Annotated in this window: 16 protein-coding genes and 1 tRNA gene; 12 read left to right on the forward strand and 5 right to left on the reverse strand. The window is 33.0% G+C overall.

Translation table 11 applies throughout. The features are described 5' to 3' along the window. Positions 1-13: 13 nt before the first annotated feature. Entirely contained in the window at positions 14-340 is a 327-nt protein-coding gene (locus tag ACN0TY_RS09605; protein WP_236958780.1) for an FtsB family cell division protein, read from the reverse strand. A gap of 1 nt (position 341) precedes the next feature. Further along, the gene (gene udk, locus ACN0TY_RS09610) at positions 342-950 is read right to left on the reverse strand and encodes a uridine kinase (protein WP_236958779.1); all 609 of its coding nucleotides are present in this window, start codon (positions 948-950) and stop codon (positions 342-344) included. A gap of 270 nt (positions 951-1,220) precedes the next feature. On the opposite strand from udk, the gene ACN0TY_RS09615 reads away from it, so the two are divergent. The 11 genes from ACN0TY_RS09615 to ACN0TY_RS09665 all read left to right on the forward strand — a co-directional run bounded on the left by ACN0TY_RS09615 (position 1,221) and on the right by ACN0TY_RS09665 (position 12,231). Further along, complete coding sequence (locus ACN0TY_RS09615; RefSeq protein WP_417444316.1) at positions 1,221-1,637, forward strand: hypothetical protein; 417 nt, start codon at positions 1,221-1,223, stop codon at positions 1,635-1,637. A gap of 172 nt (positions 1,638-1,809) precedes the next feature. After that, the gene (locus tag ACN0TY_RS09620) at positions 1,810-2,895 is read left to right on the forward strand and encodes an efflux RND transporter periplasmic adaptor subunit (RefSeq protein ID WP_417444317.1); all 1,086 of its coding nucleotides are present in this window, start codon (positions 1,810-1,812) and stop codon (positions 2,893-2,895) included. Between the two features lie 25 nt (positions 2,896-2,920). Continuing rightward, on the forward strand, positions 2,921-6,163 hold the full coding sequence (locus tag ACN0TY_RS09625; RefSeq protein WP_417444318.1) for an efflux RND transporter permease subunit: 3,243 nt from the start codon (positions 2,921-2,923) through the stop codon (positions 6,161-6,163). Next, positions 6,153-7,604, forward strand: a complete 1,452-nt coding sequence (locus ACN0TY_RS09630) for a TolC family protein (RefSeq protein WP_236958775.1) — start codon at positions 6,153-6,155, stop codon at positions 7,602-7,604. The genes ACN0TY_RS09625 and ACN0TY_RS09630 overlap by 11 nt, the downstream gene beginning before the upstream one ends. A 298-nt stretch (positions 7,605-7,902) precedes the next feature. Further along, positions 7,903-8,226 carry a four-helix bundle copper-binding protein gene (locus ACN0TY_RS09635; protein WP_417444319.1) on the forward strand — a complete coding sequence of 108 codons (324 nt, stop codon included), beginning with the start codon at positions 7,903-7,905 and terminating at the stop codon, positions 8,224-8,226. Positions 8,227-8,248: 22 nt separating this feature from the next. After that, complete coding sequence (locus ACN0TY_RS09640) at positions 8,249-8,488, forward strand: Rho termination factor N-terminal domain-containing protein (RefSeq protein WP_417444320.1); 240 nt, start codon at positions 8,249-8,251, stop codon at positions 8,486-8,488. 98 nt (positions 8,489-8,586) lie between these two features. Then, positions 8,587-9,150, forward strand: coding sequence for a TetR/AcrR family transcriptional regulator (locus tag ACN0TY_RS09645; protein WP_417444321.1), 564 nt, complete (start codon positions 8,587-8,589; stop codon positions 9,148-9,150). A 63-nt stretch (positions 9,151-9,213) separates the two neighbouring features. Next, the gene (locus tag ACN0TY_RS09650) at positions 9,214-9,780 is read left to right on the forward strand and encodes a carboxymuconolactone decarboxylase family protein (protein WP_417444322.1); all 567 of its coding nucleotides are present in this window, start codon (positions 9,214-9,216) and stop codon (positions 9,778-9,780) included. A gap of 173 nt (positions 9,781-9,953) precedes the next feature. Next, positions 9,954-10,649, forward strand: a complete 696-nt coding sequence (locus ACN0TY_RS09655; protein WP_417444323.1) for a haloacid dehalogenase type II — start codon at positions 9,954-9,956, stop codon at positions 10,647-10,649. Positions 10,650-10,682: 33 nt separating this feature from the next. Beyond that, complete coding sequence (locus ACN0TY_RS09660) at positions 10,683-11,417, forward strand: SDR family oxidoreductase (RefSeq protein ID WP_417444324.1); 735 nt, start codon at positions 10,683-10,685, stop codon at positions 11,415-11,417. A gap of 103 nt (positions 11,418-11,520) precedes the next feature. Next, positions 11,521-12,231 carry a membrane or secreted protein gene (locus ACN0TY_RS09665; RefSeq protein WP_417444325.1) on the forward strand — a complete coding sequence of 237 codons (711 nt, stop codon included), beginning with the start codon at positions 11,521-11,523 and terminating at the stop codon, positions 12,229-12,231. 107 nt (positions 12,232-12,338) lie between these two features. On the opposite strand, the gene ACN0TY_RS09670 is transcribed toward ACN0TY_RS09665, so the two are convergent. Next, positions 12,339-12,413, reverse strand: a tRNA-Pro gene (locus ACN0TY_RS09670). Between the two features lie 290 nt (positions 12,414-12,703). Here ACN0TY_RS09670 and ACN0TY_RS09675 point away from each other — a divergent pair. After that, positions 12,704-14,131: a hypothetical protein gene (locus ACN0TY_RS09675; RefSeq protein WP_417444326.1), complete on the forward strand. Its 1,428-nt coding sequence runs from the start codon at positions 12,704-12,706 to the stop codon at positions 14,129-14,131. An 80-nt stretch (positions 14,132-14,211) separates the two neighbouring features. Here the strand turns inward: ACN0TY_RS09675 and ACN0TY_RS09680 are convergent, their stop codons facing one another. Together ACN0TY_RS09680 and ACN0TY_RS09685 are read right to left on the reverse strand one after the other, a co-directional pair. Next, complete coding sequence (locus ACN0TY_RS09680) at positions 14,212-14,676, reverse strand: GNAT family N-acetyltransferase (protein WP_236958760.1); 465 nt, start codon at positions 14,674-14,676, stop codon at positions 14,212-14,214. Then, positions 14,677-15,693 (reverse strand): formimidoylglutamase, encoded by a 1,017-nt coding sequence (locus ACN0TY_RS09685; RefSeq protein WP_417444327.1) that lies wholly within the window; start codon positions 15,691-15,693, stop codon positions 14,677-14,679. It lies immediately after the preceding gene. Positions 15,694-15,765: the final 72 nt, after the last annotated feature.

Genomic DNA, 15,765 nt, shown 5'->3' on the forward strand with positions numbered 1-15,765 from the left:
CAGTCTTAAAGTATTAATTGCTCTCTAAACTGTCTTCATATTCAATGAGATAAATTTCTTCATTCTCTTTTTTAAGATAATATTCTTCTCTCGCAAATTTTTCAATTTCTTCTTCGCTATTTAATTTTCTAAGAATAGATTTATCTTTTTCTATCGCTTCTTTTAAATGTACTTTTTGCTCCTCGAGTTTTTCAATTTCTTTATTAAGTTCTCTATGTGTAAACCACCAAGAATTTGTGTCAAAAAAGAGCATCCATATTACAAATACCGTAAGTACAAGCACATAGATATTGCTAAAAAATTTAAACCATTTAGATTTCTTTATGTCTTTGAGCTTCATTTTATAACAAGCGTTCGTTTATAATGGTTCTTACAATATCAACGGCAACAGTATTGTATCTATTGTTTGGGATAATAATATCTGCAAATTCTTTAGTCGGTTCGATAAACTGCTGATGCATTGGTTTTAACGTTGTTTGGTAACGTAGTAAAACCTCATCAATATCTCGTCCTCTTTCAGAAATATCTCTTTTTATTCTTCGGATAAGTCGCTCATCAGAATCGGCATGGACATAAATTTTAATATCAAAAAGTTCACGCACTTTAGGATTAGTAAGAATTAGAATTCCTTCTACAATCATTACTTTTCTTGGGTGTGTAATAAGCGTGTCTTTTGTACGGTTGTGTTTTACAAAAGAATATACAGGTTGCTCAATTACTTTATTTTGTTTTAAATCAACCAGATGCTCATACAAGAGGTCAAAATCTATTGCCCGCGGGTGATCGAAATTTATTTTAGTACGCTCGTCATAGTTTAAATGAGAGGTTTCGTTGTAATAAGAATCTTGGGAAATAACCCCAACTTCATTCTCCGGAAGTTCATTTACAATTTGATTTACAACAGTTGTTTTCCCACAGCCGGTACCTCCAGCAATTCCAATAATGAGCATATTAGTTTTATTTTTTACAAAAATATGAATTTTAGGTGTCAATTATAACATTTAGATATTAACACTTTAGGCTTTACTTAGTAATTTACGCTTCTATATTGCATTGGAAGGAATGAGTTCAAATTTTATAACTACATTGATAATCATTAATTTATAGGTTTTTGTTTTCTTTAGTTTGATGAAAATCACATTTTTAAGAAAAGTTAAAATTATATTTAACGATTCTTGTCTTGTAAGAATTATACTCTTTTTGTAGTTTTAGCCCCTGTAATGAAACTACTACTTAGATTTTTTATATCGCTCTCTATTATCCTTATAAGCGGATATAGTTTGTTGTTTGCAAATAGCAATCAGCAGCAAGGCAGTATTTCCAAAATCGATAGTATTGAAAATTCAGCACCATCTGGTGTAACTCTCCTACAAAACGCTAAATTTTTTAAAGATTGCTTTTTTTCTCATTTTGAAAAGAAAGAGCATAAATTTGAGATTGTAGAGAGTGAAGTAGAAGAAGAGCTAACAGTTTATAAGAAAAATGCTGAGCTAAATACTTTTGTAAGTTCTGCATTATACTCTTTAGCATTATTAGCTTTTTTCCCTTTTCCTAAGAAACATTTATTTCACTGTAAGAAATTCTCCAATTTTTTATCTTACAGATTGTATGTCATATTTCGAGTATTCCGAATTTGATTTTTTAAAATATTTGAAGAGTAATAATAGCATTGCTTTTCAACTCCTATCATTTAAAATTTAAACACAAGCTTATAGCAGTTTACATGATTGCTATGGCAAACTTCTGTGTTTTTTCAACTTTAAATATAACCTTAAATAATCCTTACGCTTTAAAAAAGCATCATTTATTATGAAGAATACTCTCATAGTGATGAGCCTGTTTGCCTTACTGAGTCATACAAGTTGTTCATCTAAAAAAGAAAAAGAAAAAAAGGAAGAAACCAAATATGCGGTTACAAATCCTAAAGTTCAAGACACTATTATTACGGAAGATTATGTGTGTCAAATCCAATCCATCAGACATATCGAATTAAGAGCCCAAGAACGTGGGTATTTGCAAAAGATATATGTAGATGAAGGTCAGCATGTAAAAAAAGGACAATTGTTATTTCAGATAATGCCTAAACTCTATGAGGCAGAATTTGAGAAAGCAAAAGCAGAAGCAAATTTTGCAGAAATAGAATATAATAATACTAAGAAGTTAGCAGATAATGATATTGTTGCACCAAATGAATTGGCCATGGCAAAAGCCAAATTCGATAAGGCAAAAGCAGAGATGGCATTATCTAATGTGCATCTTCAGTTTACAGAGGTTAGAGCTCCTTATGACGGTATTATCGACCGTTTTCATGTTAGAGAAGGGAGTTTAGTAGACGAGGGAGAGTTGCTTTCTAACCTTTCTGATAATAGCGAAATGTGGGTTTACTATAATGTTCCAGAAGCTGAATATTTAAATTATACAACTAGTTTCAGTAAGGAAAATCCTATAAGTGTAGATTTATTAATGGCCAATAATCAGCTGTTTAAACACGGCGGTAAAGTGGGTACTATTGAGGCAGAATTTAATAATGAAACAGGGAATATTCCTTTTAGAGCAACATTTCCTAATCCTGAAGGTCTGCTAAGACATGGAGAAACAGGAAGTATTATGATGAAAGTTCCTTTTAAAGACGCCATGATAATTCCACAAAAAGCAACTTTTGAAGTCTTAGATAAGAAGTTTGTTTTTGTAATTGATAAGGACAATGTAGTAAGACAAAGAGAGATTTTTGTAGCTGCAGAATTACCGCATCTGTTTATTGTAAGCAAGGGACTATCCGAGGATGATAAGATACTACTTGAAGGTATCAGAATGGTGAAAGATGGCGAAAAGATTGAGTACGAGCTTGAAAAACCAGACAATGTGTTGGCAAGCTTAGATATGTACGCAGAGTAATTCAAACCGATAAAATTACAACAAAATGTTTAGTAAATTTATAAAAAGACCGGTGTTGGCCATTGTCATATCCGTAGTCCTAGTTTTTACAGGATTACTGGCTATGAAGCAATTACCAATATCGCAGTTTCCACAAATTGCACCAACCACCGTTAATATATTTATAGCTTATCCTGGAGCCAGTGCCGATGTATTGGTGAATTCAACATTAATTCCTTTAGAAACTTCGATAAATGGGGTGCAGGGAATGCGTTATATAGCTTCCGATGCTACTAGTGCTGGGGAAGGAACGCTACGTATTATTTTTGAACCAGGAACCGATCCAAATCAGGCAGTAGTAAGAGTTAAAACAAGGGTCGATCAAGTGATGCCTTTACTCCCAGAATTGGTACAGAGGGAAGGGGTCGTAATTACGCCTGTGCAACCAAGTATGTTGATGTATGTTAACTTGTTTAGTAAAAACAAGAATAACGATGAGAAATTTCTTTACAATTATGCATACACAAAAATAGTTCCTGAAGTACAACGTATAAAAGGGATTGCAAGTGCCAAAATATTAGGAAGTCGTAAATATGCAATGCGTGTTTGGTTAAAACCAGACCGTATGAGAGCTTATAAAATTTCTGCTGAAGAAGTTTTAGAAGCTATGGATGAGCAGAGTATTATTGCAAGGCCAGGACGTTTAGGAAGAAGTTCTGGTAAGAAATCTCAAGCCTTAGAATATGTACTTACTTATGAAGGAAGGTATAATGAAGCCGAAGATTATAAGAATATAATTATTAAGGCGAATGAAGACGGGGAGATTTTAAAATTAAAAGATATTGCAGATGTAGAACTCGGAAGTGAGTTTTTTGATATTTATTCCAATTTAGATGGAGATCCAGCTGCTTCGATTGTATTAAAACAAACTTTTGGAAGTAATGGTAGCGACGTAATTAAGTCGGTAAAAGATAAACTTAAAGAGCTTAAAGAGGATCTCCCTCCGGGGGTAGATTACCAAATTGGATATGATGTCTCTAACTTCTTAGATGCTTCTATTGAGCAAGTTGTTCATACACTTCGAGATGCATTTATTCTTGTTGGGATTGTTGTATTCTTATTTTTGGGAGATTGGCGTTCTACGTTGATTCCAATTATTGCAGTACCGGTATCATTAATCGGGACTTTCTTTGTCATGCAAATGTTTGGACTCTCCATCAACTTAATAACCCTTTTTGCATTAGTATTAGCTATTGGGATTGTAGTAGATAATGCCATTGTTGTGGTAGAAGGAGTTCACGTTAAAATCCACGAGGAAAATCTCTCGCCTTACAAGGCATCTTATGCTGTGTTAGAAGAAATGGGAGGAGCCATTGTTGCAATTACTCTTGTAATGGTTTCTGTATTTATTCCAATTTCATTTATGTCTGGACCAGTGGGAGTTTTCTATCGCCAGTTCTCAATAACCATGGCAGCTGCTATTATTTTATCAGCAGTTGTGGCGCTTACATTAACTCCAGTTTTATGTGCCATTCTTTTAAAGAATAATCATGGTAAGAAACGTAAATCTCCTGTAGATAAATTTATAGATTGGTTTAATTCTAAGTTTGATAATCTAACAGGGAAATATGTAAAAGTTCTTAAACTGATTGTTAATCGTAGGGTTGTTACTTTTGGATTATTAGGAGCTTTCTGTGTAGGTATATTTTTTACCAACCAGGTATTACCAGCAGGGTTTATTCCAAATGAAGACCAAGGAATGATTTATGCGATTATACAAACACCTCCCGGAGCTACCTTAGAGCGTACTAATGAAGTAGCTAAAAAACTTCAGAAGATTTGTGAAGAAACGGAAGGAGTAAAATCTGTTTCTTCTTTAGCAGGTTACGAAATTATGACAGAAGGTAGGGGATCTAATGCAGGGACATGTCTTATTAACTTAAAACCATGGGGAGATCGTGAACATACTGTACACGAAATCATGGAAGAGTTGGAAGAAGAAACAAAAGATCTAGGAGCTGTTATCGAATATTTTGAGCCACCAGCAGTACCTGGTTTCGGTTCTTCTGGAGGTTTTGCTATGCGTTTATTAGATAAAACGAACTCTACAGATTTTCATGAATTTGAAAAAGTGAACGATAACTTTATGGATGCCCTAAGAAAGCGTCCAGAAATTACAGGGTTATTTACATTTTTTGCTGCTAACTATCCTCAATATGAGTTGAAAATTAATAACAAAGCAGCAATGCAAAAAGGGGTATCCATTGGGAAAGCTATGGAGAACCTAAATATATTGATCGGTAGTACCTATGAACAAGGGTTTATTAAATATGGTAGATTCTTCAAAGTTTATACACAATCGGCTCCAGAGTATAGAGCGATGCCTTCTGATTTAGAGAAGCTATATGTTAAAAATGAAGAAGGAGAAATGGTACCTTATTCTGCTTTCATGAAAATGGAAAAGAAATTAGGACCTAATGAGATTACTAGATATAACTTATATAATTCTGCAGCGATAAGAGGACTTCCAGCAGCTGGATATACCAGTGGAGATGCTATTAAAGCAATCCGAGAGGTAGCAGAGCAAACGCTTCCTAGAGGTTATGATATCGGTTGGGAAGGATTATCTTATGATGAAGCTTCTCGAGGAAACGAATCGTTATACATCTTTGGTGTTGTATTAATATTCGTGTATTTGGTATTAGCAGCTCAATACGAAAGTTTCTTATTACCATTGGCAGTTATTCTTTCATTACCAGTTGGTGTTTTTGGTTCTTTTTTACTACTGAAATTAACAGGATTAGCGAACGATGTTTATGCACAAATTGGTGTAATCATGCTGGTCGGGTTATTAGGTAAAAATGCCGTATTGATTGTAGAGTTTGCAGTTCAGAAACGTAGGGAAGGAGCATCTATTGTAGATGCCGCAATTGAAGGAGCAAGAGTACGTTTTAGACCTATTTTGATGACCTCATTTGCCTTTGTTGCAGGATTAATTCCGTTAGTAATTGCAACTGGTGCTGGAGCAATTGGTAATAGAACAATTGGTAGTTCTGCCATGGGAGGAATGCTTATAGGTACAATCTTGGGAGTTTTAGTAATTCCTGGGTTGTATTATGTCTTTGCTAAAATGTCTGATGGGCGTGAGCTTATAAAAGATGAAAGTACAGAACCTGTTTCTGAAGAGTTTATGCGTACAGGAGAAGGAGAGAGAAAAACAGAAAAGAAGCTTCGCAAAATAGATAAGCTCATGAAAAAATTAATGAAAAAACCTGACGATGAACAATAAAAAGGGAATTATGTTACAGTATAAAAAAACATATCTGGTTGGGATTATTGCGATAACGACCCTTTATTCTTGTGTACCAGCTATTAAAAGTATGGAAGCGGACACTTCTGAGCTAGAGCAGTTGGAGACTCAGTCTAATGATACGCTAAATACAGCACGTGTAAAGTGGCAGGACTATTTTACAGATCCTTACCTCGATACGTTAATAGGAGAAGCACTAGAAAACAATCAAGAGTTAAATATCACTTTGCAAGAAATCCAAATCGCAAAAAGTGAAGTAAGAGCTAAGAAAGGGGAATATATGCCCTCTATTGGTTTAGGTGCTGGAGCCGGTATCGATAAAAGAGCTCGATATACAAGTTTAGGAGCAAACGATGCAACTACAGATATTAGACCAGGTGAAGAGATGCCAGACCCTTTACCAGATTTTATGCTTGGCGCTCATGCTTCATGGGAAGTTGATATTTGGGGTAAATTACATACAGCCAAGAAAGCTGCGGTAAGTAGATATCTTTCAAGTGTAGAAGGGAAGAATTTTGTAATTACAAATCTAATTGCAGAAATAGCTAATTCCTATTATGAGTTGCTTGCTTTGGATAATCAATTAGCAATTGTAAAGCAGAATGTCGAAATTCAGTCGAATGCGTTACGTATAGTTAAGCTTCAGAAGGAAGCAGCACGAGTTACAGAATTAGCAGTTCGTAAGTTTGAAGCAGAGGTACTACATACCAAGAGCTTGCAATATGATATTCAGCAGCAAATAACAGAAACTGAAAATAAGATCAATTTCTTAGCTGGGAGATATCCTCAGACGATAGAAAGAGATTCAAAATCGTTTTCAGATTTAACACCTATAGAAGTGCATACTGGACTCCCGTCTCAATTACTAGAAAATCGTCCAGATGTTAAGCAAGCAGAATTAGAGCTCGCAGCTTCAAAATTAGATGTTAAAGTAGCTAAGAAAAGGTTTTATCCGAGTTTAGATATTTCCGCAGCCATAGGTTATCAAGCTTTTGATACAAAGTATTTGTTTACATCGCCAGAATCTTTACTGTATAATATCGCAGGAGAATTAACAGCTCCTTTAATTAATAGAAGTGCTATTAAAGCAGATTATTACAGTGCAAACGCAAAGCAAATTCAAGCTGTGTACAATTATGAGCAAACCGTGTTAAACGCTTATATAGAGGTTGCAAATCAGTTAGCTAAGATTGATAATATTAAGCAGAGTTATGACCTCAAATCTGAGGAAGTTGCAGCACTTAATAAATCGATAGAAATTTCTAATGTACTTTTTAAATCTGCTAGAGCGGATTATATGGAAGTGTTATTAACACAGCGTGATGCTTTAGATTCGAAGTTTGAACTCGTAGAGACTAAAATGCAACAAATGAATGCCATGGTAGATATGTACCGTGCGCTAGGAGGTGGATGGAACTAACATTCGCTTTCTTATAACGATCCATACTTTAGTGTTAAGCAAGGTTCCCTCATTCTTGCATTTAATGTTGGATTAGTTTTTTTTTGATTAGTTTTTTTGGTGCGAGCTCGCTTAACAGTGAGCTCAATCCAAAATTAAAACTTTAAAGAGCCTTCAGAATATTTGTATTCTGAAGGCTCTTTTTATGATGTTAAAGAATAAATAAAGTGTGCTAAACTTATTATAAACTAACTGATAGTTATTGTGTTACGGTTTTTGGTGTGTAATTTTAAGTAATAGTAACCACGAAACTAAGATTATGAAAAAAGAAGAATTAATAAAAGTATTGTATGAATGTGTGGCCACATGTAATTCTTGTGCTGATGCTTGTTTAGATGAATCTATGAATATGAGTAATTGCATTAGGTTAGATAACGTGTGTGCTACAACTTGCAACGCTCTTGCAGAAGTACTATCTACTAATTTTAAAGAAGTATCAGGATTAATTAACTACTGCTTCTTTGTTTGTCAGCAATGTGAAAAGGAATGTGAAAAACACGATATGATACACTGCAAGGAATGTGCTGAAACATGCAAAAAATGTGCTCAAGCTTGTCAAGAGTATTTACAAGGACATGAATAATTAACTCTAAAATCATTGAAACATGCCAAATCCAAGAATAAAAAATGAAGATCAATACGAAGCGCTCCGAGATAAAGGATATAGTAAGGAGAAGTCTGCAAGAATAGCAAACTCTCCCAATGCTGGAAAAAGGGGAGGAGAAGCTAAACTATATGAGGAGTGGACAAAAGATGACTTATATGATCAAGCTAAGAATGTTGGTATTTCTGGTCGTTCAAAAATGAATAAAAAGGAATTGATTAAAGCGTTGAGGAATAATTGATTTTTTTAATGGAATATTAGCTGGTCATTAATAAATAAAAGTTAAATCCTTTTTTGTTTCTAACTGATTGTTTAGTTTTATACTGAAATTAAATATTTATGCCGCGTACGAAGAAATATAACGAGCAAGAAGTCATAGAAAAGGCGATGAATTTATTCTGGAAAAATGGTTATGAATTAACCTCTATGCAAATGCTCGAAAAAGAAATGGGAATAAACAAATTCTCTATTTATTCAAGCTTTGGGAGTAAGGAAGGGGTGTTTTTAAAAAGTATAAATTGTTATAAGCTTAAATTAAATAGTTTACTCAATAAACTTAAATCATCCGATGAAGGTATTAGTAGTATCAAAACTTATTTTTATGATTTTATAACGTTTTCTAAGGAAAGTGAAATTAGAAAAGGGTGTTTAGTGACTAATGCAGCTAATGAAATAGGAGCGCATGCAAATGACCAGATTAAATGTGCTTTATTAGACTTTACAGAGGATGTAAGAAATACATTTGCAACAGTTTTGGCAAAAGATCTATCGAAAGATAACGCAACGATAGAGCAACAAGCTGATTATTTAATTATTTCCATGTTTGGTTTATCATCTGCTTCAAAAGTATTTACAGAATCACAATTGGATAATTATATTTTAAACATATTTAAAAATATATAACTTTTTTTAATCCATAACTAACCGATTGGTTAGCTATATAAATAATAAATAAATTCTAAAATTATGAATACAACAAACACAGGAGAAAATTTACAGATTCATACAATTGAAACTGCTCCAGAAAAAAGTAAATCTTTATTAGAACAATCAAATAAATCTAATGGTTTTGTTCCTAATTTACATGGGGTACTTGCAGAGGCTCCGGGTTTATTAGAAGCTTATCAAAACATTCATGAGCTGTTTGTAAATTCATCTTTTAACAATGATGAAATAACAGTGGTTTGGCAAACTATAAATGTGGAACACGAATGCCATTACTGTGTACCAGCACATACAGCTATTGCAAAGATGATGAAAGTGGATGATGAGATAACAGAAGCATTACGTAATAAAACTGAATTGCCTATGCAGAAGTTGGAGGCTTTACGTAAGATGACATTATCAATGGTAAGGAATAGAGGTAATGTTTCAAAAGAGGAAATTCAGGCGTTTTACAATGCAGACTTTAACCAAAGACATTTATTAGAAATTATACTTGGGATTTCTCAAAAAACAATAAGTAATTATACAAATCATATTGCAGAGACACCTTTAGATAAAGGTTTTGAGAAGTACGCTTGGAATAAATAAACTTAATAAGTAAAGGTGTTGCAAAAGAGAGTCAGCACCTTTACTTATTTTATATCTAAACATATAGGAAATTGAAAAATAACAGAAGGAGTTTTATTAAAAACTTAGGAGTTATGGGCTCTTCGTCAATTTTAATGCCCAATATTATATTAGGACAACGAAAAGAAAACAACATGGAACCAATAATAAAAGAAAGACCAAAAGTTTTATTTTTTGATGTAAATGAAACGCTTTTGGATTTGACAAAAATGAAAAATGTTGTAGCAGAAGCATTGAATGGTAGAGATGATTTACTTTCTCTGTGGTTTACTACAATGTTACAATATTCTTTAGTTACTTCAGCAAGTGGTAAATACGAGCACTTCGGAAATATTGGAGCAGCCTCTCTTCAAATGGTAGCTGCAAATAACAATATAAAAATATCAGAAAGTGATGCTCGTGAGATAATTTTAAAAGCATTACGAGGATTACCAGCCCACCCAGAGGTAAAAGGGGCGTTAAGTAAATTAAAGGAAAATGGATACAAATTAGTGTCTTTTACAAATTCTTCTAATGAAGGTGTAAAAAAACAATTTGAGAGTGCCGACTTAACAGCGTACTTTGATCAACGTTTGAGTGTAGAAGAGGTTGGTAAGTTCAAGCCATTTAGAGAGACATATGAATGGGCATCAAGAAAAATGGACGTAAAACCTTCTGAAAGTTTATTGGTAGCAGCACATGGATGGGATATTGCGGGAGCATTATCTGCAGGCTGGAGAGGAGCTTTTATTAGCAGACCAGGAGCTCAACTATATCCACTTGCAAAAACACCAGAAATAAGTGAAAGTAACTTAGAGTTAGTTGCTAATAAGTTAATTTCTTTAAAGTAGATAATTAAACAGAATTATAAAAAATAAACACTTATGGGAGTTAAAAATAAAGTTATCATCGTTACAGGCTCTTCTAAAGGAATAGGAAAAGAAGTTGCTATTCTTTTGGCTGAAAATGGAGCAACAGTAATTGTAAATCATTCAAACAGTAAAAATGAAGCAAAGGAAACTGTAGAAACCATTATAAAAAATGGGGGGAAAGCTATGGAGATCCAAGCAGACGTTAGTAAAAAAGAGCATGTAGTTACACTCTTCGATAAGACGATAGAAACTTATGGAAAAGTAGATGTGTTAATAAATAACGCTGGTATAATGTATAATGAATTTCTAAAGGACCATACACAAGATGAGTTTTCTAAGCTTTTTGATGTTAATGTAAGAGGTATTTTTAATACACTTCAAGAAGCAGATAGTAAGCTAGCGGATAATGGAAATATTATTAACTTTTCATCAAGCACAGCAAGTCTGATGTTTCCAAAGTATTCGTTATATTCCGCTACTAAAGCAGCAGTTGAGCAAATAACAAAAGTTTTTTCAAAAGAAATAGGAAGAGGAATTTCTGTTAATGCGATTGCTCCTGGGGCTACAACAACCGAGCTGTTTTTAAACGGGAAATCAAAAGAAACTATAGAAAAATTAAGTGCTATGAATGCTTTTAATAGGCTGGCCGAGCCGATTGATATAGCACGAGTAGTTTTGTTTCTTGCTAGCGATGAGTCTAAATGGATATCTGGTCAAGTAATAGGTGCAAATGGAGCTATGGTTTAGTGAAAACTGAAACTACCAATCAATAAAATCTACAGGGAATAATTATTTTTCCTCGATAAATATTATCTTTAGGAATCAACATTTATTTTTAAAAAATGTAATCATGGCAAAATTTATAGTGTTACTTATCTGTAGTTTTTATACTTTTTCTATTAATGCTCAAAGCCTTATTGGAGCTTGGGAAGCTACCATTACTTCTCAAGATGGAGATAAGCTAAGAAGTGTATGGATTTTTGCTGACGGTTATCAAGCATTAACAACCTATGATGCAGCAACTGGGGAGTTTCTAAACACTAACGGGGGAACTTGGGATCTAAAGGGAGATGTTATCACAGAGTTAATAGAATTTAATACAGATAATGGGGAACTTGTAGGCGAAGAGATTAATATTAAAATAGCCGCAACTAAAGACCTTCTTCATATTGTTGATAGTAAAATAGAATACAAAAGGATAGATAATGGAAAACCTGGAGTGTTAAATGGAGCTTGGTTAATGTCTGGTAGGGTAAGAAACGGGGAAACACAGTTGCGAGATATTGATAAACCAAGGAAAACAATGAAAATTTTATCTGGTACTCGTTTTCAATGGATAGCCTATAATACAGAAACAAAACAATTTATGGGGACTGGAGGAGGAACTTATACAACCATAAATGGGGAGTATACAGAAACGATCGAATTCTTTTCAAAAGATAATTCTAAAGTAGGAATTAGTTTGAAGTTTAATTATAAATTAATTGATGGTAAATGGCACCACTCTGGTTTATCCAGTAAAGGTGATCCAATTCAAGAAATTTGGAGTAAAAGAAATTAGTCTTATTAACTGAAAGTTAGTTATAATAATGTAACTTTTTAGTTAGAATATTTGGATAAGAAAAACCACTGTCAATCTTGATTGATGGTGGTTTTTCTTATTAGTTGTCGGGATGACAGGATTTGAACCTGCGACCACACGGCCCCCAGCCGTGTACGCTAACCGGACTGCGCCACATCCCGTTTTTTAACGTTCGCAAAAATATAAAAATATGTAAAATCCCCTGTCAGAAAAGAATCAAAATAATTATGAGTTGTAATACTCCGTTGGATAAGTGAACTCTAAAATGCTTTAAGCCATTGCTTATGTGAGTTTCTACAGTTCTAATATGATTATTTAACTATTAGGTAATTACAATGCTTTTCTCTAATTTTAAGTTTATAGTAACTTCACAATTTCACTTTTTGACATCCATAATAATATTACTATGGATATTTAATACTATCTTTATAATGTCAGAAAAAACAACAAAATGAGACTGCTGTTATCACTGTTAATTTTATTAATAGTAAATGTTATGTCTGCTCAAGAGGAGTCAGGTTTTAGGTTATTTAAGGAAATGTTTATAAAAGGATCTGCTAAGACTATTGGAAATAATATCGTGAGTTTAGATTCTAAAGAACCCTATAATAAGGTGGGGTATCATGCTGAAAAAAATGACCGACTTTCAATGGTGTATGTTGATATCGATGAGGATCCAAATACGTTTAGCTCTAGTACCGCTATGTTAATTTCTCCAAAAAATTATACTAGAGTAGCTTATGCAGGATTGTTTTGGTCTGCAGTATATGAATATGAGGAAGGCAAGATTAAAAAAGTAAGGGGAGATTATGAGTATATTGTTCAAGAAGAAAGACAAGAAGATTTTAATACAATATTATTCAAGGGACCTAGTAATAACTATAATAGCATTTTAGGAACTGTTTTAGAAGATCATAAAGATAGTATAGGGCGACCTTATTTATGTTACGCAGATGTAACAAAAGTTTTAAATTCGAATTCAGAAATCTCAGGGAATTATACCGTTGCTAATATGAGAGCAACTCAAGGACACGTTTTAGGTGGGAGTTCTGGGGGTTGGTTATTATATGTTGTTTTTGAAAACCCTGCTGATCCTCTGCAAAAATTTATGCTTTATAATGGTTTTCGATCTGTTGAAAAAGAATCATATAGTATTGAATTTTCAGGTTTTAATCCATCGAAAAGTGAAATTAGAAAAGCGAATTTATCATTAGGGGTATTAGAGGGAGATGAAAGATTGAAAACAGACATGCTTTCTATTTCTTCTTCCACAGCTACCGTACCTAAAGAATTGAGTTCTAAAGAGAGATTAAGAAACAACTTTTTTAATAGTACCATTTCTAATAATGGTGATATTTCTATGGATCGAATTCCTAATAGCATTAATACACTGGGGTTAGATATTGCTTCTTTTGACCTTGAAGACAATCAGTTAATTACGTCATCTACAGAAAGTGTAAAGTTAGATTTTGAAACTGTGCGAGATAAGTTTTTAATTTTCTTTTTAGGATTTCAGATAGAAGTAGCCACTAAAGATGCTTTAGTAAATGATGAGGTGAGTATAGTAAAAGATACAATAGCTTCTCTTGGTATTGGAGTGGATAAAATAGAAGTCCGTGAGACCCTACAAATTTCAAATCTAGAAAAGGGATATTACTTGATAACTAATATTTTTTCTAATTCCGATTTAGCTAATAACTGGAAGGATTTTTTAAGAGAAAAAGGTTATAACCCCATGTCTTTTATTAATCCTAAAAATGACTGGGAGTATGTTTATGTGGTAAAGGGTGATGAAATTAGCGATTGCTATGAGTACTATATGGAGTTGAAAGGTAAGAAAGATTTTGAAGAGGTATGGGTATTGGAGTTAATAAATTAATGACTTTATTATTCGATTTTGAAAGTCAAAACAACTGTAATTAATGCTTATTTTTTTTAAAAAAAAGTATTAACAAACCGCTATAAACCTTCTAAAATCATTTTTATATCTGCACGTTGGTAAGGTGTGTTTTTTTCTAATGGCACTTCTATAAAGCCATACTTATGATATAAATAAATAGCATTCTCAAGTTTTCTGTTGGAATAGAGGAGTACTTCTTTAAAGTTTTTCTCTTTAGCAAAGTTAATACTGAATTTTAATAATTGCTGACCTATTTTTTTACCTTGAAACGCTGCAGAAACTGCCATTTTAGTAAGTTCATATACTCCGTCTTTAATCTTCATAAAGGCAAAACAACCAACTATTGTTTCCTCAATTTTAGCAAAAAATATATAGCCGCCTGTATCAATTATATTTTTCTTGCAATTAGCAAGTACTTCTTTATCATGTGGTTCAACAACAAAAAATTTCTCTAGCCAAGCAACATTTAAGGCTTTAAATTGAGGAGCATAAGCTTCCTCAAATGGAATAATATCAATATTCATTTATTTTCTAATAAAATCGGATACTAAATAGGCTATAGATTTGCCTACTTTCATTTTTTCAACTTCATTATCTAAATTTGGAGCACCTTCACAAATGTGTAGATAAGAAATGTTTTTAGATTTTTTACATTTAAAAATCATCTCTCTAACAGTGTTTATAGACAATCCAGAGCTTGTAATTGCACTACTAGGCATCCCTTCAATAGCATCTAAATCTATTTCAAGTCCAAATTTATCAGCTTTAACAAAATCAATAGCTTCTTTTATTTCAAAGTCAAAACCTCTTTCTTTACGCACATACAACTCCTCAAATGTGTTGTATTTAATTCGAAGTTCTTTTTCTAAAAGCTTAAATATTTTTTTTGAAGTATAATTTTCATGAAGTCCAAAAATGAAATAATTTTCAAGAAATCCTTCATGAAATGCGTAAGAAAATCCATTTCCGCTATGTCTCCCTTCTCTTTTTCTAAAATCGGTATGAGCATCAACATTCAAACTATTTATAGACTTTCCTATAGCTAAGGAAGTGCCTTTTATAATTCCATAAGCATTATTATGTCCGCCACCAATAACAATTGGTTTCTTACCACTAGCAACAATTTTATGGATAATGTTGGTAACTTCAACATCTATAAGAGCTGTTATATTACGAGCTTCTTCAATTTGGTTCTCTCCTTTAAGCGCATCGATTTTTTTTAATTCAGCAGAAAAATCTAAGTGGCCTAAAAGTAATATTTTATTCCCTTTAGTATGTTGATTATGCTGAATGTTTAAGATATAAGGGAGAGCTGTTTCCCAGGCATTTCGCGCTCCAGGTTTTCCATGGTTCCCAATAACACCAATATCTTCTGGGATCCCTAACAAAACATATTTTGCATCAGAATCTAAAAGTTGTGCCTCCAAGGAGTCACCTTGATGAAGCAAACCGATGTGTTCTCCAAGTTTTTCCTCTCCTTTTCTAGTAGAGAGGTATGGAGTTATCTTTTTAAGATCATAAATAACCAAATTTTCGGTCATAAAATTATTTTTATTGAATGATTATCTCTTTAAAGTACCTATAAATTAGATATATGTAAATGTTAAAAAAAA

The sequence above is a fragment of the Joostella sp. genome (assembly GCF_048266025.1).
GTDB classification, from domain to species: Bacteria; Bacteroidota; Bacteroidia; order Flavobacteriales; family Flavobacteriaceae; genus Galbibacter; species Galbibacter atrarenae.

What these genes read in the sequence shown, in the direction of transcription:
- ACN0TY_RS09645 (WP_417444321.1), top strand. Translation starts at nt 8,587, where the DNA reads ATGCCGCGTACGAAGAAATATAACGAGCAAGAAGTCATAGAAAAGGCG.
- ACN0TY_RS09685 (WP_417444327.1), bottom strand. Translation starts at nt 15,693, where the DNA reads ATGACCGAAAATTTGGTTATTTATGATCTTAAAAAGATAACTCCATAC.
- ACN0TY_RS09605 (WP_236958780.1), bottom strand. Translation starts at nt 340, where the DNA reads ATGAAGCTCAAAGACATAAAGAAATCTAAATGGTTTAAATTTTTTAGC.
- ACN0TY_RS09615 (WP_417444316.1), top strand. Translation starts at nt 1,221, where the DNA reads ATGAAACTACTACTTAGATTTTTTATATCGCTCTCTATTATCCTTATA.
- ACN0TY_RS09660 (WP_417444324.1), top strand. Translation starts at nt 10,683, where the DNA reads ATGGGAGTTAAAAATAAAGTTATCATCGTTACAGGCTCTTCTAAAGGA.
- udk (WP_236958779.1), bottom strand. Translation starts at nt 950, where the DNA reads ATGCTCATTATTGGAATTGCTGGAGGTACCGGCTGTGGGAAAACAACT.
- ACN0TY_RS09655 (WP_417444323.1), top strand. Translation starts at nt 9,954, where the DNA reads ATGGAACCAATAATAAAAGAAAGACCAAAAGTTTTATTTTTTGATGTA.
- ACN0TY_RS09680 (WP_236958760.1), bottom strand. Translation starts at nt 14,676, where the DNA reads ATGAATATTGATATTATTCCATTTGAGGAAGCTTATGCTCCTCAATTT.
- ACN0TY_RS09675 (WP_417444326.1), top strand. Translation starts at nt 12,704, where the DNA reads ATGAGACTGCTGTTATCACTGTTAATTTTATTAATAGTAAATGTTATG.
- ACN0TY_RS09630 (WP_236958775.1), top strand. Translation starts at nt 6,153, where the DNA reads ATGAACAATAAAAAGGGAATTATGTTACAGTATAAAAAAACATATCTG.
- ACN0TY_RS09635 (WP_417444319.1), top strand. Translation starts at nt 7,903, where the DNA reads ATGAAAAAAGAAGAATTAATAAAAGTATTGTATGAATGTGTGGCCACA.
- ACN0TY_RS09665 (WP_417444325.1), top strand. Translation starts at nt 11,521, where the DNA reads ATGGCAAAATTTATAGTGTTACTTATCTGTAGTTTTTATACTTTTTCT.
- ACN0TY_RS09640 (WP_417444320.1), top strand. Translation starts at nt 8,249, where the DNA reads ATGCCAAATCCAAGAATAAAAAATGAAGATCAATACGAAGCGCTCCGA.
- ACN0TY_RS09650 (WP_417444322.1), top strand. Translation starts at nt 9,214, where the DNA reads ATGAATACAACAAACACAGGAGAAAATTTACAGATTCATACAATTGAA.
- ACN0TY_RS09625 (WP_417444318.1), top strand. Translation starts at nt 2,921, where the DNA reads ATGTTTAGTAAATTTATAAAAAGACCGGTGTTGGCCATTGTCATATCC.
- ACN0TY_RS09620 (WP_417444317.1), top strand. Translation starts at nt 1,810, where the DNA reads ATGAAGAATACTCTCATAGTGATGAGCCTGTTTGCCTTACTGAGTCAT.